This is a genomic window from Rhodococcus sovatensis, assembly GCF_037327425.1.
Taxonomy (GTDB): domain Bacteria; phylum Actinomycetota; class Actinomycetes; order Mycobacteriales; family Mycobacteriaceae; genus Rhodococcoides; species Rhodococcoides sovatense.
The window spans coordinates 986,110-1,011,490 of sequence record NZ_CP147846.1 but is presented as its reverse complement, the minus strand read 5'-3'; the positions used below and the strand labels follow the sequence as shown (position 1 = coordinate 1,011,490).

Below are 25,381 nucleotides of genomic sequence, written 5' to 3'. Positions count from 1 at the left end.
CTACGAGCTTGGGGTCGCTACGCGCAAGCCTCTCCGAAGAGCATCGAGTCCCTCTGCGTGTCCTCGTTTGCTGACTTCGGCCGTGGCGAGCAAGGCGGAACCGTGGAAGGTGCCGGGAAAGGAGTGCAGCTCGACGCTGATACCCGCGCGCAGAAGACGAAGTGCGTAGTCGATCCCTTCGTCTCGAAGCGGGTCGAGCTCCATGGTGCAGAGGTACGTCGGAGGTAGTCCAGCCAGATCGGCGGCCCGAGCAGGTGCGGCGTAAACAGAGACATTCGTATCGTCCGGGCCGGAATAGGAGTCGCCGAGGTAGTACTGCCAGGACAGGATTGCGCTGGGACGGTTCCACATCGGTGTGTCGACGAAAGTCATCATCGATGTGGTGGTCAGTCGATCGTCCAGCTCGGGTATTTCGAGGAGTTGAAAGGCGACGGGTATTACACGCTCGTCGCGGGCTCGAAGGACAGTGCCCGCGGCGAGACCGCCGCCCGCGCTCTGGCCGCCGACTGCGATGCGGTCGGGGTCGATTCCCAACTCTACGGCGTGAGAGTGCACATACGACAAGGCCGCGTAGCAATCGTTCAGAGGTCCAGGGAACGGCGTTTCCGGGGCGAGTCGGTATTCGACATTTGCGACCGCGTAGCCGAGCTCTCGTACTACATCGATGCAGTAGGGGTCGCTGGATCGGGCGTTGCCGACGGCGAAACCGCCGCCATGGATCCACACGAGGACAGGCAATGGGCCCTGTGCGGCCGAGGGTGTCATGAATCGGATAGTGACATCGGGGTCATCGTCACTGCCCGGGACTGCGATCTCACGGACGTCGACCCCGTCGTACGACAGGTCAGCGAGCAAAGGGCCCAGCAGCGCGTCGAAAGTGGTTCGCGCAGCGGCTAAATCGGAAAAACTAACGGTGGGGAGCATGGTAATTGCAGCAGCGAGCTCGGGGTCCAGCGTCGGGAATGTCGTCATGACATCATCATCTGTCGTCTATGTGGCCTACGTCACCCAACGCGCGGAGGGAGTATCACCCCTGGCATCCGACGCGCGTCGGATGCGTCGAATTACGGCCAACAAGGTCCGACCACACTGCGCACGACTCAGCGTGTCTTCGAAACCGGGGATTTTCGAGCTCGACTATGAACTCGGGTCGCTCTGACTCCGGTACGAAAACAGCATTTCTGCTGGTCAGCAGGCCATCCTTCTGCACCCTCAGGAAAATCGAACGCGACCTGGAGAAACCCAGCCTAATTCGCTCATCACTTTGCCCTCGAAGTGATGAGTAGACCTGACACCCCGACGCAAAAAGATGACCCCCTGACCGGCATTCTGCTGGTCAGGGGGTCATTCTTGTGCGCCATCAGGGATTCGAACCCCGGACCCGCTGTACGAGAGATAACAATTCAAGTGGATGCACTCGCGTCCACCATTGGCCCGTTGAGCTGGATGTTCGGCGAATCAAGTAACCACCGGCGTCCGCGTGAATCCACCCGGGTGCGCCCCAAAGTGATGAGTAAAAGATGACCATCTACGGCTGTACCTCGGTCCACCGGCGTCCCGTATGGCCCCCCTCGTCTAAACGGACCGTCATGGTCACTCGACTCCACCTCAATTTAAAGTGATGAGCTTCGACATGCATCCCGAACGCGCCGCGACGCGGGATCTGTCCGCGTAGAAATTATCGCCGCGTAAAAGCACGTGAGGACGTTCCGGCATAAATTCATCGTGCTGCCTCAGGAGGTACCACGGCCGAATATGTAGGCGGGGTCGTCGTCGACGATCCTCGTGAACATCAGTCGCAGCGGCTCGATGGTCTGCTCGGCGCGCGCAATGTGGCATGCACGGTGCAGTTCGGTCAGCTCGATCGCATCCCACGCCAGTCCCCGGCTCGATTCGGACAGCAATTGATCGAAGAACTCCCTTTGCGTGCGGCCGTTTCCTTCCCGGAAGGGGTGGGCAAAGTTGACGAAGTCATACATCTCCGCAAGCCGGGAGGGTAAATCTTCGTCTGAGACCGAACGAAGCTGTTGCGTCTTGGCGATCTGAGCAGCGATGTAAGCGACCGGACGCCCGATGTCGCCAGGTGTCATGAACGACTCGTGCTCTTTCTCGATCCCGACGGTCCGCAACTCGCCGGCCCACGGATACACGTCCTGGAAGAGATACCGATGCAGCGCTTTCAGATGAAGCAAGTCGTATGTTCGGTCCATTGCGCCGACGCTTTCGCGCAGTTCCGCTACTCGTACTTCCACCAGGTCATTCTCGGCGGCAGCCAGGGCTTCCTTGCTCGTCGCTCCTACGCGGTTTCGCAAAACCGACGAGCCCGGAATGAAATACCCAATCCAGTTCAGCTCATCGTCGCCGGTATCCCACGGGAGTACGTCATCCACCGAAAGCGAACCCTGTCAGGCGAGGTTGTACCGGCTACGCACACGTTGCCCGAGCTCAGCGATATCTATCTCGCCGCGAACATACGCATCCTGATCCGCACGGGTTGCGTCGGTACTGCGTGCGCCCTCAAGTGCAGTGTTAGTCCGAGCAGCATCGATAGCCCGCTCACGATCACTGACTGGCCACCGTATCGACATTCGATACCTCCTCAACTCTGTTCCTATCGTACTGCCTGCCGCTCCGAGCTTTTGTACGACGAGCGTGTGACTCTCGGGCAACATCAGAGCCGCAGCCCTGCTTGCTGAGCATCCGTTCGCCTTGGTGGCGACGGCCGTGACGGCTACGCTTGCGCGCAAAAACAGCAACTGCTCGATCCGGCACCGTCAGCACATCACGACGCGTCTGGAGGAGGTGTTCATTCGTCCGAATGGTTACCTGCGGGTAGTTTCTTCGGGCCGAGGCCGACGGCCTAGCGTCGCAACTACTTAAACCTGCTGAACGGAGTGGCGCGGCGATGACCGTCGATCTGAACAAGAGTCAGGGCAAGACAGTCGACCCGATCAACCCATACGCCGTGATCGCGCTCGTTGCAGCGCTCCTGGGGCTGTTTCCCGTCGCGATCGTGTTCGGGATTCTGACGTTCTGGCGGCCAGCTGGCCGCGGGCTGGCGATTGCTGGTCTTGCGCTCGGCGCAATCGAGGCCATCGCGGTCGCGACCATCGTCTACGGTCTCGGAACCGGACTGACCGCCGACGATTGGACGAACGCAACCGCCGATCAGGACTATTCGATCCCGGCGACGCCGCTGGAAGCGGCACCCGCCACTGTGATCGTTCCTTCCCTGACAACTCCCCCACCGGCGGAGACGACGATCGAGCTGACGGAGGAACCTCCCCTCGCTCTCCCCGCCGTCGACGATTCCTGCGATCCAGACGTGGACAACCACGCCACCTCCTCGGACGGCACGTTCCTCAAATGCGCCTACGCAGGCCGAAGCACTGCACGTTGGGTGCGCTCGGCACCGATCATCGCCTACGCCGATCAGGGTGCATCGTGCGATCCGTCAACACGAGGAATCGCGGTCTCACCGGAAGGCATGGACACGGTGTGCGTGTCGGACGGCGGCGGCCGATCCGGAAGCTGGGTCCCCGGACAGTAAACCCCGGCTCAACTCGTGACCGGCAGCACGCGCCGAGCAGAATGTCCAGTAACCGGTAGCCAATCCTGCGTCCGGACATTTCTTCCTCTTTCGCTAGCCTCGGGCTTTCACGCCGGTAGGTAGGTGAGGCGTGTCAGAACAGAAGAATGGTGCTCTGAGCTGCGAAGATTGATCTTGCGAAGGAAACAATCCAGCCAGCACGAGGAGCACCATTCTGGTGAGCAAGTCTACGTCGCCGTACCCCACCCTGTCCGTCGATGCCACTGGAACCGGTGTCGTGTCGCACTCCGGAGCGGTGACGCTGCTTCGAACCGCCGAAGTCACCGGACTCACCACTGCACTCTCGCGCAGCTTGTCGCCGTGGCGGAAACCGTTGGCGCAGTTCGATCCTGGCAAGATCATCACCGACCTCGCAGTGTCATTGACACTCGGCGGGGACTGCCTCGCCGACATCGCGACCCTGCGCGAACACACCGCCGTGTTCGGGAAAGTGCCCTCCGACCCGACCGTCTCCAGACTGATCGCGTTGCTCGCTGCAGATGCGCCCGCAGTGCTGACCGCGATCGACACAGCCCGAGCATCGGCCCGTGCGACCGCGTGGGGACACGCCGGCAACCATGCTCCTGATCGCGACATCACCGCTGCGGATCCGATCGTCATCGACCTCGATGCCACCCTCGTCACCGCACACTCGGAGAAGGAATCTGCAGCCCCGACCTACAAACGAGGCTTCGGATTCCACCCTTGAGTGCGACACCATCACATTTGAAATCCTGCTCAGCAACATCGCCGGACGCCAATTGATCTCCGGCGACCACAAGCGCGATATTTCGAACAATCTCATCGTCAAGTCAGACCAAATATCAGCGTCCCACACCATCACCGCAACACAACTACTCACCGACACTCGCCTCGCCGGCGTAGACCTTGCCCAGGAAATCCTCGGCCAATTCGGGGCCAATATCCCCGGCCAGGTACTTCTCGATTATCAAGATCAGATCCTGCGCTGACCATCGATGGGAAGCTACATAGAGTGCTTGACCGATACTTCGACACCCATTCCTTTCGTCTTTCAGACGGGCATCGTTGCGCAACGAGTATCGCGGCGACATGTGATTCGACACGACATCAGTTCGGACGAAACTCGTATCCTAATTGCCTTCTGGGATGTCGTACCTACGTCGCAAGAGCTTGAGCGCTGCGCAGGTCCCCGCTAGCCTCGATCTTGCATGAGGCCGATGTGTCGGCCTGAGCGGTTCGAGATTGCGGTTTTCGAGCTCGATTGCGGCTTCGGGCATGGTGACTGTGCCGATATCGTTCGGCTGGGCGCTCGGTTCCACTGTCCGAGAGGGGTCTTTCGGGTCGATCGGTCGGTGGGTCCGGTCAGGCGGGTGCGGTCAGTGCCGCCAACCGGTTCAGTGCGGTGACGATCAGGTCGGACCAGGTCGCACTTTTCGACAGTCGCAGGTGGATGCGGCGGGCATGGTGGGCGATGCGTCCGGCGACGGAAAAAATCCGCAACCGTAGCCGTTTCGGCTCCCACCTGCGAGCGTCGTGATCGGTGAAACCGAGCATCTGAGTCCACGCGGTCAGGTCGAGTGCGAGAGCGACGATGGCAAGCCAGATCCGATTCTGATCGAACCCGTGCAACGGAAGATTGCTCAGCCCAGTATCTTTCGCGATACGGATCCGGTCCTCGCAGCGTGCACGGCGACGGTGCCGCAGTTCGAGAACCTGAACTTGACCACGGACTGTGTTCGTGGCGAACGCAGTGAGCCGCAGTCCGTCGGTATCGGTGAAACGCAATTGAGCACCCGGATGCGGGCGCTCCTTCCTGATCACCACACGCATCCCCGGCGGCCATGCCCCGAGGTCGAGGACACCGGTCGCGTCAATCACCCAGGCACCGTCGCGGACCTTCTCATCGGCGTCGACCGCGACCGACCACGCAGTGTCGGGGACCTCGCCCAGTGCGGCGACCATGGCGTCGGTGAGCCCGAACCCGATCGAATACGACACCCGCTGCCGATGCAACCACGACATGAAGACATGGCTGGCTCCCGCTCCATCGGTGCGGACCAGTACCTTCTTGCCGGGGCGGCCGCCGGTGGTGAACGGCAGTTGTGCGAGCGCCGCGCGGGTGACGGCGATGTGGTCGGCGGCGGTGTTCGAGCCGGCGTTGCCGGCGCGCAGCAGTGCTGCGAGGGGCTCGCCCGTCCCTGCCTGCCCGTGATCGACGAAGGCGAGGAGTGGGTGAAAGCCATACCCGCGCTTGTATGTTGGTGCGGCGAGCTGTTTGTCGGAGTGGGCGGTGACGAGGGTGGCGTCGAGGTCGATCACGATCGGGTTGTCTGCGGTGATGCCGTGATCGGGTGCGTCCTTGCCGGCATGTTTCCATGCTGCGGCGCGAGCGGCTGCTCGGGCAGTGTCGATGGCGGTCAGGACTGCAGGGGCATCTGCGGCCAAGGTTGCGATCAGTCTGGAGACGGTTGGGTCGGAGGGTACTTTCCCGAACACGGCGGTGTGTTCGCGCAGGGTCGCGATGTCGGCGAGGCAGTCACCACCGAGCGCCAACGACACGGCGAGGTCGGTGATGATTTTGCCGGGGTCGAACTGCGCCAACGGTTTCCGCCACAACGAAAGCTGCCCGGACAACGCTGCGGTGAGCCCGGTAGCGTCCGCGGTTCGGAGCAGTGTCACCGCTCCGGCGTGCGACACGATGCCGCCTCCGGTGGCATCGACAGACAGGGCGGGGTAGGGCGACGTAGACTTACTCACCGGGATGGTGCCTCTCGAACTGGTCGGGTTTCAACTGTGGTAAGTCGAATTCTCCCAGTTCAAGGCACCATTCCACCATCTTGACACGCCGCCACTAACTACCGGCATGAAAGCCCCAGGCTAGTCGGACCACGGCCGATCTGGGCCCTGCCACACCCACATCAGCCCCCACCGGAAACAAAATATTGGGCTGGCTGTGTGGTTGACGGCGCTCGCTGAAATTCCCTAGTTTCGCTTATCGAAATTCCCTACCCGTGTGGCATCGCCAACGAGGGCGGGTCTCCACCGAAGCTGATGGTCTCTGACCACACACCAGCTATCGAAGGAGACCCGCTCCTCATGCTTACACAGGAGGAAGATGTGGAAATACAGGCCCTGAAGAAACGCGGGTGGACGACCGCTGCGATCGCCCGACACACCGGCCGAGACCCGAAGACGATCCGGTCGTATCTGAACGGCACCACCACCCCCGGAGTGCGCAAACGCAGCATCCCGGACCCGTTCGAGGTGTTCCTCGCCTACGTCACCGCACGGCTACTCGACGACCCCCACTTGTGGGTGCGCACGCTCTGCGACGAGCTCGAGGACCTTGGCTACGCGATGTCGTATCAAACGCTCTCCCGCAAGATCCGCGAGTTGGGACTACGCCCGATCTGCCAAGCCTGCCTGACCGCCACCGAAAGACCCAACGCTGTCATCGAACACCCGCCGGGTGAAGAGACACAATGGGATTGGGTCGATCTGCCCAACCCACCTGCCTCGTGGGGATGGGGATCGATGGCACATCTGTTCGTCGGGACCTTGGCGTGCTCGGGGAAATGGCGCGGAATCCTTGCACCCGAGATGACTCAGCCGCGTGTCGTCGACGGGCTCGACCGGATCTGCCGGGGCCTCGGCGGGGTGAGCAGGGTGTGGCGGTTCGACCGAATGGCGACCGTGTGTCTTCCCGAATCGGGTCGGATCACCGCCAGCTTCGCCGGCGTCGCCAAACATTACGGTGTGTCCGTCGCGATCTGCCCACCGAGGCGCGGGAACCGCAAAGGTGCAGTAGAGAAGTCCAATCACACTGCAGCACAGCGTTGGTGGAGAACACTGGCCGACGATCTGACGGTCGAGCAAGCCCAAGCCAGCCTCGATCGGTTCTGTAGTCTCCGCGGCGATACCCGTCTGCGAGCGACGAAAGACGGCAAAACATCGGTAGCAACGCTCGCCACCTCCGAAGGACTGCACCCGATGCCAGCGACCACCTATCCGGCGATCGTGACCACCGAACGAGTGGTCTCCCGGCAGGCGTTGGTGTCCTATCGCGGCAACCGCTACTCCGTCCCTCCCGAGCTCGCATCGGCCACCGTGACGGTCACCCAAGTCCTCGGAACCGATGTCATCGACATCGTCACCCCCTCGAACATCACCATCGCCAGACACCGGCTGGCAGCAGACGGAACCGGTGCGATGGTCCGCGATCACGGCCACATCTACGCCCTCGAACAAGCGGCGATGGCCGGCGCCAACACCGGTCGCCCGCACCGCCGCAAGGAACGCATCCCACCCGGACCCGAGTCTCTCGCTGCAGCGGACATCCTGCGAACCGCCACCGGAACAGCACACCCCACGCACGCAGAGTTGAACGAGGCCGGCAGTGGTGCAACTGAATCCGACACGAGCGATGCAATCGTCTACGACCTCTCGATCTACGAACGCGCCGCGCACGGAAGGAACACCCTGTCATGACCGACAACAAATCCACCGACCGGATACCGGCACCGAACACCGCCGAAGCAGCGAGCCTCTACCAACGCTTGCGCGGACATCTCGCAGTGCTGAAACTGCACGACGCGGCCGAAGCGCTACCGTCGGTCCTCGACCAAGCCGCAGCCGAGGAACTGTCGATGACCGCGGCGCTGGACCGGTTGCTCTCGATCGAGGTCGAGGCCACCGAAGCCCGCCGGTTGACCGGAAGACTTCGGTTCGCATGCCTACCGACACCAGCCTCGCTCGAGGACTTCGACTACGACGCCGCTGCCGGTGTCGACCGCAAGCTCATCGAGGAGCTAGCGACCTGCCGATACCTCGAAACAGCGACGAACGTGCTGCTCATCGGACCGCCCGGGGTCGGGAAGACGCACCTGTCCGTCGGGTTGGCGAGAGCCGCAGCACACGCTGGGTATCGGACGTATTTCACCACCGCAGCCGATCTCGCCGCCCGCTGCCACCGAGCTGCGTTGGAGGGCCGGTGGGCCACGACGATGCGGTTCTATGCCGGACCGACACTTCTCGTCGTCGACGAACTCGGATACCTACCGCTACCCGGTGAGGCAGCATCAGCGCTGTTTCAAGTTGTCTCGCAACGGTATATGAAGACATCGATCGTGATGACCACCAACCGTGGCGTCGGATCCTGGGGTGAAGTGCTCGGAGACAACACCGTCGCCGCAGCCATGCTCGACCGACTTCTACATCGATCGGTCGTGCTCAACCTCGACGGCGATTCCTACCGCCTACGAGACCACAACGCCAGATCGGAGAAGCTCCGCAAAGCCACCACCGGAACCCGCCAACCACTACAGTGAAGACCGCTCACGGGTAGGGAATTTCATTGAGCACGATCAGGGAAATTCGATGAGCGCCGTCATGGTTCGCCCGGCGGCCACGGTCCGTCGACCTACCCACTTGAACAGGTCGTCGGGAAATTCGCCCTCAGGTTTGTCATACCATGGGTAGTGCCCGGGTGGCACAGTGTTATCGAACGCCACTTGGTCGGTCGTGAACGAGCTTGCGCTGTCAGGACGAACGCAACGCGCCGCTACATCGTCTATACCGAACTTTTCGGAGTCGACCGCGTCCGCGATCGCCTTATGTAGAGGAGCAAGGTCGACCTGGGCGGTGCGTGCGACGTGAGAAAACTCCATCAAATTTGTCGGCTCGTGCGGTGCGTGGTCTCGTTGGCTTAGGTGAGCAACAAACTCTGCCTGCGCATCGGGCAGAGTCGCCCCTAAGACAGGTTTCCACCATCGCGGGAATGGTCGAAAATACGAGGAAGTAGCGACGGCGAGCAGGTAGCAAAGCCGTTCGGGCCATCTCGCACTTGTGCCCGTACAACTCGGCACAACGTCTGCCCAAACCAGATTAGACAATTGGCAGGTCGAGCCGCCCGTTACCTCTGCTGGCTGGATCTTTCTCCGCACAGATTCGAGGCGCCCGACTTCTCGGCCGGTCCTGAGAGCAACGCGACCACCAAAAGAACGCCGCCGACGAGAGCGAGTGGACCATAGAAGTAGAGGATTGACCAGGTTGCATACCGGCTCGGGTAGTACCACTTTCCCGACGATCCGGACTTAGTTGCCAGCCCCTTGAGCGACAGCGGCACCACAGAGTTGTCGTCGGCAACCTGGTCGTAGACGTCGCGGGCGCGGCGCTCGTTACCGAGGTACCTGACATCAAGAGCCGCAAAAGCCGCGAGCACCAGGATGAACCGTACCGGGTTTGATGCCGCTTCGTTCTTTGTGAAGGATGAAGCATATGTCGAAGCGTTACCCGGCCGAGCAACGTGAGCGTGCGGTGAAGATGGTCCTAGACCACCTCCACGAGTACAACTCCGTGTACGGCGCGTGCAAGGCGATCGGACCGAAATTGGGTGTCGGCGCGGAGTCACTCCGGCTCTGGACACGCCAGGCTCAGATCGATGCCGACCAAGCTCGCGGTGCAACAACGGAGGAGCAGCAACGTATCAAGGAACTCGAACGTGAGAACCGAGATCTCAAGGAAGCCAACGAGATTCTGAAGTCGGCATCGATTTTCTTCGCGAGGGAGCTCGACCCTCGCCGCCGCAAATAGTCCAGTTCATCGATCAGATGCGTGCAGAGAACTACCGGGTCGAGTCGATCTGCCGCGTGCTCACCGAGCACGGAGTGCAGGTCGCCCCACGTACGTATCGCAACTGGAAAACCGCACCACCATCGGCCCGCACGATCTCCGACGCCTACCTCACCGACGCTCTCCGCGACACGGTCGGCGAACCGGAAGAGCTGTACGGTCGGCGCAAGATGTACCGTCACCTGCGCAGGAAGGGCCATAGCGCCGCTGCCTGCACGGTCGACCGGCTGATGGGCGACGAAGACATGTCCGGCGTCGTTCGAGGCAGACGGCATCGCACCACGATCCAGGGTGGCAAGAATGCCACGCGGGCCCCTGACCTACTCGACCGTGACTTCACTTCCGAGGCCCCGAATCGGAAATGGGTCACCGACTTCACGTACACCAGAACATGGGCGGGGTTCGTCTACGTCGCGTTCGTCATCGACTGCTTCTCCCGAGCTATCGTGGGTTGGCACGCCTCGACGGTGAAAGACACCAATATGGTCACCACGGCGCTGAAGATGGCACTGTGGCGACGAGATCACTGTGGTCACCGCGTCGGCTCAGGGCTCATCCATCACAGCGACGCCGGCAGTCAATACACGTCGATCGCGTTCGCGGAAACGCTTGTGCTCGAGGGGATTGCGGCATCGATCGGCAGTGTCGGTGATGCCTACGACAATGCGTTGGCGGAGAGCACAATTGGGTTGTTCAAGACCGAGGCGGTATCGAAGAGGAGTCCGTTCCTGAACGGCCCGATGAAGACGATCGACGATGTCGAGTTCGCCACGATGGGATGGGTCGACTGGTTCAACCAGCGACGCCTGCACAGCACACTCGATTACCTCACACCAGACGAATTCGAGGAGGTCTACTACAGTCAAGAATCGGCACTCCCCCCGGAGATGTTGCAAGCGTAGAAGCGGCAAGAAACCCGGTACGGTTCAGGATGCCCAGGGCGATGAACGGCCAACTGTCACGAACCAAAGCCACACCGAAAGCCGCACCGGCTAGCGTGATCGACCAGCCCTTCGCCGCAGATGAAGACCCGGCCATTCGTTCGATGGCAGCAGAGATGAGATCAAGGTGCTTGCGCCGGTCCTCTCGATCCTGCTCGTTCGTCATGTCATAACCCTTGGGCTTGGATGCCTCAACAGCGGTCCTGAGGTCGCCCTGCATCGCGTCGAGTTGCGCTGGCGACCAGGATGGGTCCAGAGATGGCCAAATTTCGCCCATATCGTCAGCTGTCCAGCGGGGCACGACATGCACATGCAGATGATCGACGGACTGAGTAGCTGCTGCGCCATTCGATTGAATCACGTTGAGACCGTCGGGCTGCAAGGCATCGCGCGCAGCACCCGCCGCGCGAGCAACCTCCGAGAACAGGGTGCGTGCCATACCTTGCGAAAGCCCCCAGATGTCGGCAACGTGTTCGTCGGGGACTACAAGCACGTGCCCGCGCGTAGCCGGATGGTCCGGTAAGAAAATGGTGACACCATGGCCCTTTGCGACAATGCGAGCCGTCGAATCATCACCCGCGACTATGTCGCAGAAGGCGCAGCCGGACTGTCGGGGTGAACTCACCAGGATCGCTTCATGGCGCCGCTTGCCCACGATTCAAAATTGTCCCGAATGCTTGCGTAGACGGCTTTACTGTCTGCCCCGCTGGGGTTGTGCAGCGTGATGTACGTGCTCAGTGGCTTGCCGTCGGTGTCGAAAACTTTGGTGAAAGGGTTCTCGCCGTAGGAGCCCTTGTTGCCATTTAAATCAAGCATTCCATGGACGCGGATGCCGACCAGCGGCACCTTGTCCTTCCACGCCTTTTCGATCTCGTGCTTGACCCACGTACGCGAAGCGGTCTCGCCGCCGACGAGAACGACGACAGCGTCTTTACCCGCCATCTCCTTAGCAATCCAGTTCTTGATCGCCTGATCACCGCCTGCCTTAATGGACTCCCACTTCTGGGCGCTGACCTCCTCGCGATCCTCCTCAATAGCGCCAATGTTCCGGACCCGTTGGCAGCGCATCACGTCGCCGTCGTAGTGGAAGCTCAGGAAGACTTTTTTGGCCATGTCGGTTACTCCTGATTGTTGAGACTGGTCGGTATCCATATAGTGCCAGACACCACCGACAGCTCGGCCACGCCCGCTCCGCGAATGTCCCAACCGTGCTGAGCGCGGCACCTGAAGCGGCGGATCTGGTGATGAACGACGATTGTTGGGTTTGCGATGCGCGCGCATGCCGGCCCATCGGACGCGGCATGCATTGTCGTAGCTACGTGTTTTCGTAAACAAAGAACGCCGACCTAGGCCGTACCCGTCTGTTGCGATGGCTCCACTTGTCTGCATTTCTCAAGCGCGAATGCTCCGTGGCGTCGTCCCAATTGTCGGCGAAGGCCGACAATTGATGGTCAATGGCGTCGTGGCCCTCCGCCGCACTAAGCCCGTAGCTCTCCGACTCGCGCACGAGAGCTGCGAAGTTGGCATCTTTCGTACCGGCGTTGCCGGCCGCCGCCGCGCCCGAATGCCACAGCCTGTTCGAACGTGTCCCCAGACCGTTGTCCAACAATTCGCGTTTGCGGAGCAGGCGAATGACCGACGGTCCCCCGACATCCAACGCGGCCATGACCTGTGGCCAGCGAACCTATGCACATGGTGGGCAGGTCTCATGGGACTCGGTGTACGACGGAGCCTTCATCGCTCCCCGGCCTAGCTAGCGAATCTCGTGAAAGATCGCGGACACTGGCCGCGTGCGATTGAGCCGATCGAGAATCCGGCATCGGTACCTTCGCTGCGGCACGATCGACGTCGGCCGAGTTGACGGCGATGATCTTCGGCGCCGCAGCCAGTACAGCGTCGGCCGCGGCATGCAGCGCTTCGTCCTTCTCCGCGGTCAGGGCTCAAAAAGATGAGTATGTGATGAGTTGCTAGTCCGCAACCGTCCGTTGATTGCGCTGCACTAATCTCAATATTCCGTCGGCGCAGTTCAGAGCGGTATGAGCCGCAGACTTGACTCCCGGTACGAGTCATTGGGAGTCAAGTCTTCGAAGCACCCTGCGCGACTTGAGGATTTGCAGGTCAGAGCGTTGACAGTTTTCGCGAACTCCGCAGACTCCCAGGCGATCTCGCACAACAAAAAGTGCCCCTGGCCAGCGTAAACGCTGTTCGGGGGCACTTGTTGTGCGCCATCAGGGATTCGAACCCCGGACCCGCTGTAAAAGAGGTAACAATTCAAGTGGATGCACTCGCGTCCATCATCGGCCCGTTGAGCTGGGTGTTCGGCGAATCGAGTGACCATCGGCGTCCGCGTGAATCCACCCGAGTACGCCCCAAAGTGATGAGTAAAAGATGACCAGTGGTGACCTACTCCCGGTCCACCGGGATCCCGTATGGTCCGTCAACGTCTAAACCGCCGTGGCCAGTCGACTGTCCGTGGCCATGAAAAAGTACCCACTGGTGGCCAGGTCGAGGTCCCCACTGGTGGCCAACTAAACCTGGATGCACCGAGTCAGCGACGGTCGGCCGCACGCTGTAAACACGAAATGCCCTGCCGTAGTGAGAGAATTGTTCTTGTCTAGGGAACATTTCAACCACGACGAAGGGCATCTCGCAGATGCAACTATCCCACACCCGACCCGTCGCTGCCGCATCCTTCGACGACCCCAACTTGGTATCCGCGGCCGGATTGGTGCCGGTGATGGCGTTGGCGCAGCGATCAGGCCTGCTCACGCTCGCCGATGACCATCTGTCGGTTCCGGGAGACACGGGATCCAACGCAGGCCGCAAGATCGGATCCCTGGTCGCGGGCATGGTCGCGGGTGCGGACAGTATCTCCGACATGGCGATCCTGCGGCACGGCGCGATGCACATTCTGTTCGAGCGGCCCTACGCGCCCTCGACCCTGGGATCGTTTCTGCGGCAGTTCCGGTTCGGTCACGTCCGCCAGCTCGACGCCGTCGCCTCCCGGCTACTGCTGGCACTGACAGAACGCACACCGCTGCTGGCCGGTATCGATACCGAACCGGTGATGATCGACATCGACGACTCCATCATCGAAGTCCACGGCCACAGCAAACAAGGATCCGGCTACGGTTACTCCGGCGTCCGAGGCCTGAACTCGGTGATCACCACCGTCACCACCAGCACGACCGCGCCGGTCATCACCGCCCAACGCCTCCGCAAAGGCGCCTGCGGATCCTCCCGTGGTGCCGCACGCATGATCGCCGACACCCTCACCACCGTCGACCGACTCCGCGACGCAGTCTCGAAAACCAACACAGACACCGACACCGTGGGCGCATCGCCGAAGCCGTTGTTGCGGGCGGACTCGGCGTATTTCGGATATCCCAGCATCGGTGCCGCGCTGCGCGGCGGTGCGGATGTCTCGATCACCACCGGATTGAACTCGGTGATCAAGACCGCGATCAGCTCGATCGCCGATGACGCGTGGACACCGATCCGCTACACCAACTCGATCTACGACACCGGCACCCAGCAATGGATTTCGGTGGCCGAGGTAGCGGAGATTCCGTTCACCGCGTTCGCGTCGCAGAAGAAATCCCATCACGTTCCCGGCCGACTGATCGTGCGCCGCATCCCGGACCTGCGCCCGAAGAAAGACCAAGGTCAGGGCGAGTTGTTCGACGTGTGGCGTTTCCACGCGTTCTTCACCACCACCGACCGCGCCGACCTCGACACCGTCGCCGCCGACCGAACCCATCGCCGCCACGCGATCATCGAACAGGTCCATGCCGACCTGAAGAACTCAGCCCTCGCCCACATGCCGTCGGGGAAGTTCTGCGCGAACGCGGCCTGGCTGGTCTGCGCGGTGATGGCGTTCAACCTCACCCGCGCCGCCGCCACCCTGACCGGCGAACCGACACTCGCGAAAGCCACGACCGGGACCATCAGGCGCACATTGATTTCGGTGCCCGCCCGGATCGCCTACTCCGCGCGCAGACTCACCCTGCACCTACCGGAGAAGTGGGCCTGGGAAACGAGCTGGAAGGCAATGTTCGACAGCATGTTCGGGCGAAACGCCCACATTCTTCCCTAACCGAGCAGTCCATACCCGCCCGCAATGCGAAAGACCCAGTGGAACAACCCGACACCCGAGATCGGGCACCCGACCATGTCCACACCCGAGCCGACCCCGCACAACAAGATTCACGGTCACACACTCAGCCCATCGGTGAATTCAGGCTAAAAGTCCCCACCCCGTGTTCGTCGTGTCGATCAGGAACTTTTGGCCCGAGCGGTGACGGTGAAGGTGCCAACCACACACCGCACCACCCGGGGAGTTCCATTGAAGAGGTTGATGCCCCTGGCGGGGCGCTCGCGGGTGGATGAAACTTAGTGGTGCGTCACCCGCTGACGTCGGTGCAGATTGGCACCCTTCAAGTCCGTATTGAAGAGTGACGGTGGAGTCCGCACCGGTAGGTACTCCGGGTTGCTGCTGCGAGCGCGTGTCTGAGTTTCGAACGTTTCGCGGACTTCGCGGGTGACGCCCTGGCTAGTAGTTCTGCGGAGGAGGCGTCGAAGATGGAGATCGTATTTTCGAAGGTTGCAGGGATCGACGTGCACAAACGTCAAGTCACTGTGGCGGTGCGGGTTCCGGAGGGTGAGGCCGATAGCGGCCAGAAGCGAACGCAGCGGGTGCGCCGGTTCGCGACCTTCTACGGTGCGCTGCTTGAGATGGCGCAATGGCTTCGCGCCGAACAGGTTACGCACGTCGCGATGGAAGCGACCGGAGTGTACTGGCGGCCAGTGTTTCATGCACTGGCGGAGTTCGATGGGTTCGAAGTCCTATTGTGCAACGCGCACCATGTCAAGAATGTGCCGGGCCGCAAGACCGACGCAACCGATGCGGTGTGGCTGGCTCAGTTGTGTGAGGTCGGGTTGCTGCGGGGCAGTTTCATCCCGCCGGCCGAGATCGCAGCCGTTCGGGAGCTGACCCGGTATCGCCGAAAGTTGACCGAAGAACGCACTCGGGAGACCCAGCGTCTTCACAAGGTCCTCGAGGACGGTGGGATCAAGCTCGATTCGGTTGCGTCCGATTCCCTTGGGGTGTCGGGGCGGGCGATGATCACCGCTCTGATCGACGGAGTGCGCGACCCGGTCGTGTTGGCCAATCTGGCCCGCGGATTGATGCGGAAGAAGATCCCGGATCTGACGTTAGCGCTCTCGGGGCGATTCGCGGCTCACCACGGTGTGCTGGCTGGTCTGCACTTGGACCACATCAATCACCTGAACGAGATGATCGCCCGGTTGGAAACGCGGATCGATGAGGTCGTCGATCCGTTCGCTCGGCAGCGAGATCTGCTGATGACCATCCCCGGCATCGGCAAGCGCGCCGCGGAGACGATCATCGCGGAGATTGGTGTGGACATGTCCCGATTTCCTACCGCTGATCACCTGGCGTCGTGGGCCGGGCTGTGCCCTGGCAACAATGAGTCCGCGGGCAAAAGGAAGAAGACGGCAACCCGTAACGGCAATGCTCACCTGTGTAGTGTGCTGGTGGAGTCGGCGTGGTCGGCCTCTCGTACCAAGACGCGGTTGGGTGCCCGGTTTCGGCGCCTTCACCGGCGGTTCGGCAAGGCCGGCGGGAAGAAAGCCGCTGTCGCCCTGGCCCACACCATCTTGGTGATCGCCTGGCACATTCTGCATGATGAGGTCGAGTACAGCGATTTGGGTGCGGATTTCTATACTCCACGCAACAGTCCAGAGGTTCAGAAGGCCCGCTTGGTCCGGCAGCTCAAGGACCTCGGCTATAGCGTCGAGATCGGACCTGCGGCCTGACCGTCGCCAGCGGAGGTGCCTCGGTCACGTGGTCGGGCGGGAGTTAGTTTCGTCTGAGTCTGCGAGGGACCGTATGGACATCATTTCCACCTACAACCAAGTCGGGTCGTACCGCGCAACCGCCGAACTGTGCGGCACCACCCACAAGACCGTCAGACGCACCGTCGAACGATTCGAAGCCGAACACGCAGGCCAGACTCCTGCCGCCCGCGTCGAACGTGAACACAACTACGACGCCGTGACCGAGTTGGTCACCGAACGCGTCGAAAAATCCCAAGGCAGGATCTCCGCGAAACGGATTCTGCCGATCGCCCGCACTGCCGGCTACGACGGCTCGGACCGCAACTTCCGCCGCCTGGTCGCCGAGGAGAAAGCGAAATGGAAGGCCGCGCATCACCGCGGCCGCCGCCCCGCGGTGTGGGCGCCGGGCGATTACCTGGTCATCGACTGGGCCACCATCGGCGGTCTGCACCTGTTCTGCGCTGTCATGGCCTACTCCCGCTGGCGGTTCGTAGCGTTCGCGACCGACGAGAGAGCAACCACGACAATGGCATTGATCGCAGAAGCGCTCGCCGCGGTCGGCGGTGTCCCGGCGAAAGTCCTCGCCGACCGCATGGCATGCCTCAAGGGCGGTGTCGTCGCGAACGTCGTCATTCCAACCCCGGACTACGTCCGGTTCGCCACCCATTATGGGTTCGCGCCGGACTTCTGCCACGCCAACGATCCACAATCGAAAGGTGTGGTGGAGAACCTCGTCGGCTACGCCCAACGAGATCTCGCCGTCCCGTTGCTCACCGAAGCGGCCGTTGCCGGCACCACCGTCGATGTCCACGCCGCGAACGCGGCCGCGAAGATCTGGTGCGCAGAAGTCAACGCACGGGTGCACTCGGAAACCTGCGCCGTCCCCGACGAACAACTCGATTTGGAGCGAGAACTGCTGTTCGCGTTGCCATCTTTGCGTTTGGAGATCGGGCCACCGCCGGTCACCAGGAAAGTCGACCGCCTCTCCTGCGTGCGGTTCGCCTCGGCCCGGTACTCGGTGCCGGTGAAGTTCATCGGGGCCACGGTCATGCTCAGACAAGTCGACGGACGGCTGATGATCATCGATTCGTCCTCCGGCGAGGTCTTGGCCGAACATGATCTCACGCAGCCGGGAACCGCGTCGGTGCTCGACGAGCACTACGACGGCGCCCGGCCTGCACCGAACAGGGGTCCGCGTCCGAGAACCACTGTCGAGCAACAGTTCTGTGCACTCGGTGACAGCGCCGAGCGGTTCCTGGTCGGTGCCGCGGCAATCGGTAACACCCGGTTGTCCTCCGAGCTCGAGGTGCTTCTTGCGCTCGGCGCCGCGCACGGCCATGAGGCGTTGGTCGGGGCGTTGACACGTGCAGTGGCGTTCCGGCGGTTCAGAGCTGCCGATGTCCGCTCGATCCTCGCCGCAGGAGCCGGCACACCCCAGCCGCGCCCTGCCGGTGATGCGCTGATCCTGGATCTGCCGACCGCTCCGACTCGGTCGTTGGATGCCTACGCGGTCAGGCCGCCGTCCAGCGGGCAGCAGGTGCCGTCATGACCGACACCACCGTCGCTAACGCCACAGCAGGTAAGCCGACCACCGCGGCACCGCAACAGGTTCCCGAACTGGCAGCCGATCTCGATGCAGGGTTGCGGCGACTCAAACTCGCTGCGATCCGCAGGACCGCACCCGAAGTGCTGCTCACCGCCAAAACCCAGCGCTGGACACCGGAGGAAGTGCTGCGGACGCTGGTCGAATCCGAGCTCGCAGCCCGAGACGCCTCGAACATCGTCAACCGACTCAAGGTAGCTGCGTTTCCGGTGACGAAGACATTGGAATCGTTCGACGTCGCTGCGTCATCGATCCAGCCGAAAGTCTTCGACTATCTCTCCAGCTTGGAATGGGTTCGGACGCAATCGAATCTAGCGCTCATCGGGCCCGCGGGGACCGGGAAGTCGCACACCCTGATCGGGCTCGGAGTCGCCGCAGTCCACGCCGGGCACAAGGTCCGTTACTTCACCGCCGCGGATCTGGTCGAAACGTTGTATCGCGGTCTGGCCGACAACACCGTCGGCAAGATCATCGAATCGCTGCTACGGGTCGATCTGATCATCGTCGACGAAATGGGGTTCGCCCCGCTCGACGACACCGGAACGCAACTGCTATTCCGGCTCGTCGCCGGCGCTTACGAACGACGGTCGTTGGCGATCGCCTCGCACTGGCCGTTCGAGCAGTGGGGTCGGTTCCTGCCCGAGCACACCACCGCAGCGTCGATTCTCGACCGACTGCTCCACCACGCAACCATCGTCGTCACCGACGGCGAGTCCTACCGCATGAAAGACGCACAACACCGAAAGGACCGCCCCTGACCAACCGGAAACATCAACACGGGGTGGGGACTTTTACTTGGCCACCAGTGGGGACTTCATCTTGGCCATTGACATCGACTCCACCTTATTTCAAAGTGATGGGCGTCGACATGCATCCAGGACGCACCCCCGACACTGGATCTGTCCGGGTAGAAACTACCGCCGGGGAAGGCACGCGAGGACGTTTCGAACTGGCAGCCGATAAGAGCTGGCCTGCCGCGAGCGCGGGCACAATGGGCCGGTGACCAAGACGACGAGAGGTCGAACAGTAGCCGTGCGGTTACCGATCGAGCTAGCCGGGAGCGAGATCGCAGAGCTTTTCACAGGGATGGGTCTGCGATCAGCCCCAGGGCTCGGCCCCGGCGAGTGGATACTGCGCGAAGGAGTAACCACACGCAAGTGGCTGGGAAGACGTCTTGTCGAATCTCAAGATCTTGCGGGATCGTGGCTGCGGGAAACAAAGTTCGATCTACTCAAAGCACCCCTTCAGGATCTCGATGAGCCCGCCGTGACCCCAACGGACGTGACCGATGAGCAGAGCGAGATAGCTCGCCGATTGCAGGCGCTACAGACCATCGCACCAATTCTGTACCGAACGCAGCTCAGTGTCGTCACCGCGTCTGATGCTGAGCTCAAGGCAACCGCCGCACATCAGTACGAGAGACTTCGATCCGAGACCTTTACCGATGGACAGGTAGTCTTCCCGAATCTGGCTGTCACCTGGGTCTCGATAGATCTCTGCGTCTACGCCCGCTACAAACTGCCGGCTATGCTCCTGCGCTTCGAGCAGGATCCTGATCTGGTCCGGCGAATCTCTAGTGGCACCGTCAAAGCTGGCAGCGAGGAACAATTTTTTGCATCAAACCAAGCCATCGCGGGAGTGGGACTGCTCGACGATACGTATCTAGGACCGCTGTTAGCATGCACCGCACCGGATATCTGGGCAGTGCACGCGCAACGCCTCGGTAGCACACTCATCTATTCCCTCGGAAAATCCGTCAGCGGTGTCGATCGCATGCCAGCGGAGCCACTTCAGTTGCTGCCCCGGCGAGCACCGGGCGAGTTTCGTGAGCGTGTCGAGCCGTCCGGGGCGCAGGCATGGACTGATGCGATCAACTGGTGGACTACCAAGTTAGACGAGATGTTCGCGTACCTTAGCGATCCCGTTACGTTTCAGGACACCGATGGGTATTACCTTCCGTATCACCATCAAAATTGGATGCTAAATGCCGAGGAGTTTTTCAACAGAACTTCGTCCGCGGCCATGGCTTGGAGAGATACCTACAGCGGTCAGATTGCCACGTACACCGCACTTGACATCGTGGCCGAAGGATTTCTCGGGACCGACATGAGTGCACTGTGCAGTCCGAAACGCGCCTCCAGGGCACTAGAGAATTTACAGACTTCAATCCCCAGTCTCGCGCAGCAGGTTCTCTTGCCCCGCGCCAGTGCGGCCGTCGAAGCACTGCGAAAGGTGGCGGACGGCTTCTTCATTCGCAACTCTCGAGGCACAGACACAGTCGATATTGTTCTTGGAGACGGACAGGTTGAGAATCTAGAGACCGGGGCCGCTGTGAGCGCTGTGATGCGAGGTAGGCGCAACGCCACCCACGGATTCGGCGGCAAACGCGACAAGGCGGCCAGAACCGCCAGAATTCTTGCGCATCACGACGGAACCTTTCCGACAAACCTGCAGTTCCTGCCGTACCTGTACCTTCTGGAGGTTTTGAACGAACCCGACAAGAGTCGACGCCGCATTGGCTTCCAATCGCGGAGCTTTTAACCGGACTACGCAAGAGGAAGTATTCGTAATCGGTATCGAAAAAGCATCTCCCCACCAGTGACGCAATACAAGGACACGCAAAACTCTGCGCCTATAATTTCGATTATGCCAACTAGCCAGCTTGAGGGCGCTATGAGTCTTCACCGAGTCTGATGATGGCGCACCGGGGGCGCATGTTTTGAACGGCGTCTGGGGCACTCGCGCGTCCTCGTCGTTACACCATAGGGGCCGTACCGAACGGAACGACGGCTTCGTTCGTATACGTCAGGAACGTTAACGATTCTTGGAAGTACAGCTCGATCGACTCTGCATCGTGCGACGAGTAACCGATGGAGAGGTCCTGGCCGAGGTGCAGCGCGAAGTCGCCGCCGCGAGTGGTCAAGAGGAAGGCACCCTCCACCGCAGGAGCCCAGACGATGTCCCCGTCGAGCAGTCGCCGGAGGTGCTCGCGGATGGGGTAACCGTGATCGGAGGTCTCGTTGATCGCCGTGAACGCCTCGGCCCCGAGCAGCAGCGAGTACGGTCCCTCGACACCCGCCAGGCGAAGCGTGGTGATCGCCTGGCTGACGGTTTCGGGGTATTGCCGCACGTCCGGGGGTAGTCCGAGTTCCGGGTTGGACGAGCCGGCCCGCACTCCGGCGATGTCTGCTGCCGCATATCCCTCGAACACGGCGCGGTCTTCGGCGAACGCGATCCGGGTTGCGGCTTCTTTCACCGGTTGCCAGTCCGAGTCGCTCGCGCCGCGCTCAACATCGTCGACGGCCTGCCTGCTGATGATGAACGGGACCCTCAGTTCGACGATCGGCTTGGCCTCACGCGCGTGGGCGAGCACGCCGTCGGCAACGGGAGCGATGACGCGCTGATGCCCGGTGCCCACTGCGGCAAGGGCTGATCCCGCCGGACCCACCACGTCGACAACGCGCCGGCCGGCGACATTTCGTTCGAAGGTGCGCTTGGCTTCCTCGTCGATCTCGGCCCACGCAGCCGCGGAGATGGGTGCCAGTTCGCGATGTAGATTGCTCACGAGATGAGTACTCCTTTGTCGACAGATGTTGTGAGACTCCCGATTCCGAGTGAATCTTCGAGCGAGGCCTCCGGCTCCGGACAGTCGAGCGATTGAGGTCGGCCCGGAGCATCGAGGGACTCGGCGGTTGGCACGAAGAACAACGTGCCGGTGACGGCTGTGGAGAAGTCGAGGATCCGATCATGGTTGCCCACCGGATTCCCGAGGTACATGTTGTCGAGCATTCGCTCGATCACCGTCGGCGTGGCCGAATAGCCAATGAAGTACGTACCGAATTCTTTAGTTCCTACGGAACCGAAAGGCATGTTGTCGCGCACTATCTGCAGTTGCCGACCGTTCTCGTCCTCGATCACATTGAGCGCGATGTGCGAGTTCGGCGGTTTCTTCTCGTCTGCCATCTCGATGTTGTCGAGTTTGCTGCGCCCGATGACCCGCTCCTGCGCCTCGGTCGACAGCGAGTTCCACGCAGCCATGTCGTGCAAGTACTTCTGTACGACAACGTAACTGCCACCCGCGAATGCTGCGTCCTCGTCTCCGACTCTCACAGCAACAGCGGCGTCGTCGCCCGTGGGGTTTTCGGTGCCGTCCACGAAACCCAGGAGGTCTCGCATTTCGAAGTACTTGAAGCCATGCACTTCGTCCACGACCGTGACGAATCCATCGAGCGCGCCCATGATGCGCGTTGCCATCTCGAACACGAGGTCGGTCTGCTGCGCACGCAGATGAAACAGGAGATCACCCGGAGTCGAGGGGGCACTGTGCTTTTCGCCGTTCACCGCGACAAAGGAATGCAACTTGGCCGGTCGCGGGCCGTCGAACAAACGATCCCACGCATCGGACCCGATGCCGACCACGCACGTCGCTTCGCCGGCCGGGACACGGGATCCGACCGATCGCTGCAGGCCCGTGATGTCGGCGAGAAGGGCGCGGACGACATCTTCACCACCGTCGTCGATGGTCACCACGAGGAAGATCGCTGCGATGGTTTGCGGAGACAACACTGGTTGCGGAGGCACGAGAATCAGCCTCACACAGGCGGAGCCGGACAGCATTGACGCTCCCAATAACGCCGGTTACCTGCTGGCAGGTACTGCACCTATCCCGGCGTCGATTCGAGGTACATGATCACTGCGCGCACGCGGCGGTGATCGTTGGCGGTATCAACGAGACCGAATTTCGTCAGGATGCTCGGTACATGCTTTTCCACGGTCCCCTCGGTGGTCCACAATTCGTCGGCCTATGCCGGAGTTCGACAGCTCCCCCTGCCATCAGAGCCAGTACGTCACGCTCACGCGGACTGAGTGCACCTAGGGCGTCGTCTTTCCTGCTTGCCGAGAGGAGCTCGTACACCAAGGCCGGGCCAATGACGGACGAGCCACTTGGCTAACGACGTGTGACGTGGCCGACGGAGTCCAGGAACTCGTCGATATCTATGACGCGGCTCTTGAGGAGGTATCCGGTCCCCCGTCGAAAATCTCGAGAGCATGCTCGACCTCGACGTGAGCTGACAGCAGCAGCACCCGCTACGTCCGGGAGGTCAACTTGCATGGCGGCGGCGGCATCGAGGCCTTCGACAGTGTGTGTCGGCGGCATACGGATGTCGACGATTGCGATGTGCGGGCGCTGCGCCGCTACCTGATCCAACAGGTCTGTCCCACTGCCTAGCTGGCCGACATTCTCGTTTCCCGCGTGTTCGAGCAAATTGGCCACACCTGCACGCAACAACACGTCGTCGTCGGCGACGAGTGCACGTAACCCTGACAATGAACTTTCTTTCCGCCTGTATGCTTGATCGAGAGGTCGTGACGTAGCCGGCCTAATGCGTGGGTGGGCGCTGTCCGCGCCGATCTTCGACGGTGAGCAGGATGAATGCGGCGGCACCCAGGAGGCCGACAATGGATGCGAAAACGATCCCTGCGGTGATCAGGCCCCAATGCGCGGCGACGGCACCGGCACCTATGACTGGTACGGAGATAGCGATATAGACAACGACGAAAAATGCCGACGTCACATCTGCCTTGCCGTGTGAAGGGAGCTCGCCGGTGATGCTGGCGATCCCGTTGGTGAAAATGATGCCTTGACCGATTCCACAGATCACTGCCGCTACCAGAAGGAGCGGCAGTGAGCTCGCCCATAGTGATATCGCGAGTACGACCACCCCCACGATGAGGATGGCGCACCCCCAACGCTGGGCAGACAAATGGTTGTCGCCACGCAGCACGATCTGTGCCACGGCGGACGAGGCAAACACCACGAACACCACGGCACCGGTGACTGCATGGTTGGAGATGTCGAGGACCTCAGCGACAAAGCCTGGTGAAATCGCGCTGAAGAGCCCCATTACCGAAAACCCGGCAAAACCGGCCACCGAAGCTCGAAGGAAGTCACTACGTACCGATGGCGGCACAGACAACCACTGCAGTCGCGGGCGAGCACCGGGCACCACATCGACTGTTTCCGGCGAACACAACACCGCGATAGCTGCACCGCGAGTAGACAGGCGTGAACGATGTAGGTCACTCGAGTGGGGTCCGGTAAGTACTGGACAAGGAACCCTGCCATCAAAGGGCCAAGTCCGAGTCCCCCGATGTTGGCTGCGGTGGCCACTGCCGGTGCACGGTTCCGCCACCTGCCGGGAGCAATCTCAAGCAAGGTTACGGTGGCGGTTCCGACGAAGATCCCGGCGGAAATCCCGGAGAGCACGCGTCCGAGCAACAGTGCGGCCAGCGAATCGGCAAATACGAACACAGCGGCGCTGAGAACACCAACGGTGATCGCAGCCAACAACATGGGTCGACGTCCAACCGCATCAGACCATCGACCGAATGCCAACAGAGCACCGAGTACACCCAAAGCGTAGACCGCGAAGATGACGGTGATCACGAACTCCGAGAAGCCGAAGTCGGCTTCGTAGAGCGCATACTCGGGCGCCGGCATGGTCGTCCCCATCATGACCACAACGAAGGCGTATGCAACGCCGACGAACGCGGCCCCCGAGGTTAGAGACGGTCGAGATCGCTGACGTCGATGATCGTCACGGGTGGTCTCGAAATCGGTCATGAACTATTCCTCTGGTGCTCGGCGACCGGCGGGCCCCGGGAGTCGGCGAACCACCTCAGCAGTCGGATGTGCTCATTGTGGCGAGGAACCGCGACCTGCTCATCAGTCGAATGACCCGTACCAAGCACCTCATCGTGTCCCGCGAACAGAGC

Annotated in this window: 22 protein-coding genes and 2 pseudogenes; 11 read left to right on the top strand and 13 right to left on the bottom strand. The window is 61.5% G+C overall.

The genetic code is table 11. The features are described 5' to 3' along the window. From WDS16_RS04720 to WDS16_RS04710, 3 genes are all read right to left on the bottom strand, one after another. Positions 1-972 (bottom strand): alpha/beta hydrolase, encoded by a 972-nt coding sequence (locus WDS16_RS04720; protein WP_338890881.1) that lies wholly within the window; start codon positions 970-972, stop codon positions 1-3. A gap of 761 nt (positions 973-1,733) precedes the next feature. Beyond that, positions 1,734-2,390, bottom strand: a complete 657-nt coding sequence (locus WDS16_RS04715; RefSeq protein WP_338890879.1) for a Fic/DOC family protein — start codon at positions 2,388-2,390, stop codon at positions 1,734-1,736. A 15-nt stretch (positions 2,391-2,405) separates the two neighbouring features. Beyond that, positions 2,406-2,588, bottom strand: a complete 183-nt coding sequence (locus WDS16_RS04710) for a hypothetical protein (RefSeq protein WP_338890877.1) — start codon at positions 2,586-2,588, stop codon at positions 2,406-2,408. Between the two features lie 317 nt (positions 2,589-2,905). Between WDS16_RS04710 and WDS16_RS04705 the strand changes: the two genes are divergently transcribed. From WDS16_RS04705 to WDS16_RS04695, 3 genes and pseudogenes are all read left to right on the top strand, one after another. Then, complete coding sequence (locus WDS16_RS04705; protein WP_338890875.1) at positions 2,906-3,550, top strand: DUF4190 domain-containing protein; 645 nt, start codon at positions 2,906-2,908, stop codon at positions 3,548-3,550. A gap of 217 nt (positions 3,551-3,767) precedes the next feature. Next, a pseudogene (locus tag WDS16_RS04700) lies at positions 3,768-4,295 on the top strand (transposase); the annotation flags it as partial. A 55-nt stretch (positions 4,296-4,350) separates the two neighbouring features. Further along, on the top strand, positions 4,351-4,560 hold the full coding sequence (locus tag WDS16_RS04695) for a hypothetical protein (protein WP_338890873.1): 210 nt from the start codon (positions 4,351-4,353) through the stop codon (positions 4,558-4,560). A 373-nt stretch (positions 4,561-4,933) separates the two neighbouring features. Here WDS16_RS04695 and WDS16_RS04690 read toward each other — a convergent pair whose 3' ends face one another. Next, entirely contained in the window at positions 4,934-6,328 is a 1,395-nt protein-coding gene (locus tag WDS16_RS04690; RefSeq protein ID WP_338888780.1) for an IS1380 family transposase, read from the bottom strand. A gap of 339 nt (positions 6,329-6,667) precedes the next feature. Between WDS16_RS04690 and WDS16_RS04685 the strand changes: the two genes are divergently transcribed. Together WDS16_RS04685 and istB (WDS16_RS04680) are read left to right on the top strand one after the other, a co-directional pair. Further along, a complete protein-coding gene (locus tag WDS16_RS04685) occupies positions 6,668-8,059 on the top strand; it encodes a Mu transposase domain-containing protein (RefSeq protein WP_338886009.1) in 1,392 nt (463 codons plus the stop codon). Next, positions 8,056-8,898, top strand: a complete 843-nt coding sequence (gene istB, locus WDS16_RS04680; protein WP_338886008.1) for an IS21-like element helper ATPase IstB — start codon at positions 8,056-8,058, stop codon at positions 8,896-8,898. The genes WDS16_RS04685 and istB (WDS16_RS04680) overlap by 4 nt, the downstream gene beginning before the upstream one ends. A gap of 584 nt (positions 8,899-9,482) precedes the next feature. Here the strand turns inward: istB (WDS16_RS04680) and WDS16_RS04675 are convergent. After that, positions 9,483-9,791: a hypothetical protein gene (locus WDS16_RS04675; RefSeq protein WP_338890871.1), complete on the bottom strand. Its 309-nt coding sequence runs from the start codon at positions 9,789-9,791 to the stop codon at positions 9,483-9,485. A gap of 56 nt (positions 9,792-9,847) precedes the next feature. Between WDS16_RS04675 and WDS16_RS04670 the strand changes: the two genes are divergently transcribed. Continuing rightward, positions 9,848-11,103 (top strand): IS3 family transposase gene (locus tag WDS16_RS04670; RefSeq protein WP_338887361.1). Its coding sequence is split into 2 segments (ribosomal slippage): positions 9,848-10,121 and positions 10,121-11,103, totalling 1,257 coding nucleotides; the frame shifts between segments, so codons are not numbered across the junction. Here WDS16_RS04670 and WDS16_RS04665 read toward each other — a convergent pair. The 3 genes from WDS16_RS04665 to WDS16_RS04655 all read right to left on the bottom strand — a co-directional run bounded on the left by WDS16_RS04665 (position 11,030) and on the right by WDS16_RS04655 (position 12,808). Further along, positions 11,030-11,797 carry an HIT family protein gene (locus tag WDS16_RS04665; protein WP_338890869.1) on the bottom strand — a complete coding sequence of 256 codons (768 nt, stop codon included), beginning with the start codon at positions 11,795-11,797 and terminating at the stop codon, positions 11,030-11,032. The genes WDS16_RS04670 and WDS16_RS04665 overlap by 74 nt on opposite strands. After that, on the bottom strand, positions 11,764-12,255 hold the full coding sequence (locus tag WDS16_RS04660; protein WP_338890867.1) for a TIR domain-containing protein: 492 nt from the start codon (positions 12,253-12,255) through the stop codon (positions 11,764-11,766). The genes WDS16_RS04665 and WDS16_RS04660 overlap by 34 nt, the downstream gene beginning before the upstream one ends. A 202-nt stretch (positions 12,256-12,457) precedes the next feature. Then, positions 12,458-12,808 (bottom strand): hypothetical protein, encoded by a 351-nt coding sequence (locus WDS16_RS04655; protein ID WP_338890866.1) that lies wholly within the window; start codon positions 12,806-12,808, stop codon positions 12,458-12,460. 987 nt (positions 12,809-13,795) lie between these two features. Here WDS16_RS04655 and WDS16_RS04650 point away from each other — a divergent pair. The 5 genes from WDS16_RS04650 to WDS16_RS04630 all read left to right on the top strand — a co-directional run bounded on the left by WDS16_RS04650 (position 13,796) and on the right by WDS16_RS04630 (position 21,145). Then, complete coding sequence (locus tag WDS16_RS04650) at positions 13,796-15,238, top strand: IS1380 family transposase (RefSeq protein WP_338890470.1); 1,443 nt, start codon at positions 13,796-13,798, stop codon at positions 15,236-15,238. Positions 15,239-15,723: 485 nt separating this feature from the next. Then, positions 15,724-16,980 (top strand): IS110 family transposase, encoded by a 1,257-nt coding sequence (locus WDS16_RS04645; RefSeq protein ID WP_338890521.1) that lies wholly within the window; start codon positions 15,724-15,726, stop codon positions 16,978-16,980. A 73-nt stretch (positions 16,981-17,053) separates the two neighbouring features. Continuing rightward, complete coding sequence (istA, locus tag WDS16_RS04640) at positions 17,054-18,550, top strand: IS21 family transposase (RefSeq protein ID WP_338890864.1); 1,497 nt, start codon at positions 17,054-17,056, stop codon at positions 18,548-18,550. Beyond that, entirely contained in the window at positions 18,547-19,362 is an 816-nt protein-coding gene (istB, locus tag WDS16_RS04635) for an IS21-like element helper ATPase IstB (protein ID WP_338890862.1), read from the top strand. Before istA ends, istB (WDS16_RS04635) begins: the two co-directional genes overlap by 4 nt. A 241-nt stretch (positions 19,363-19,603) precedes the next feature. Continuing rightward, complete coding sequence (locus WDS16_RS04630; protein WP_338890860.1) at positions 19,604-21,145, top strand: hypothetical protein; 1,542 nt, start codon at positions 19,604-19,606, stop codon at positions 21,143-21,145. A gap of 214 nt (positions 21,146-21,359) precedes the next feature. Here WDS16_RS04630 and WDS16_RS04625 read toward each other — a convergent pair whose 3' ends face one another. From WDS16_RS04625 to WDS16_RS04605, 5 genes and pseudogenes are all read right to left on the bottom strand, one after another. Further along, positions 21,360-22,169, bottom strand: a complete 810-nt coding sequence (locus WDS16_RS04625) for a family 1 encapsulin nanocompartment shell protein (protein ID WP_338890858.1) — start codon at positions 22,167-22,169, stop codon at positions 21,360-21,362. Next, the gene (locus WDS16_RS04620; protein ID WP_422395756.1) at positions 22,166-23,221 is read right to left on the bottom strand and encodes a Dyp-type peroxidase; all 1,056 of its coding nucleotides are present in this window, start codon (positions 23,219-23,221) and stop codon (positions 22,166-22,168) included. Before WDS16_RS04620 ends, WDS16_RS04625 begins: the two co-directional genes overlap by 4 nt. A 44-nt stretch (positions 23,222-23,265) precedes the next feature. Beyond that, positions 23,266-23,933 (bottom strand): annotated as a pseudogene (locus tag WDS16_RS04615) (response regulator transcription factor). A 52-nt stretch (positions 23,934-23,985) separates the two neighbouring features. Further along, entirely contained in the window at positions 23,986-24,510 is a 525-nt protein-coding gene (locus tag WDS16_RS04610; protein WP_338890857.1) for an MFS transporter, read from the bottom strand. Further along, positions 24,510-25,229 (bottom strand): MFS transporter, encoded by a 720-nt coding sequence (locus WDS16_RS04605; protein ID WP_338890856.1) that lies wholly within the window; start codon positions 25,227-25,229, stop codon positions 24,510-24,512. Before WDS16_RS04605 ends, WDS16_RS04610 begins: the two co-directional genes overlap by 1 nt. Positions 25,230-25,381: the final 152 nt, after the last annotated feature.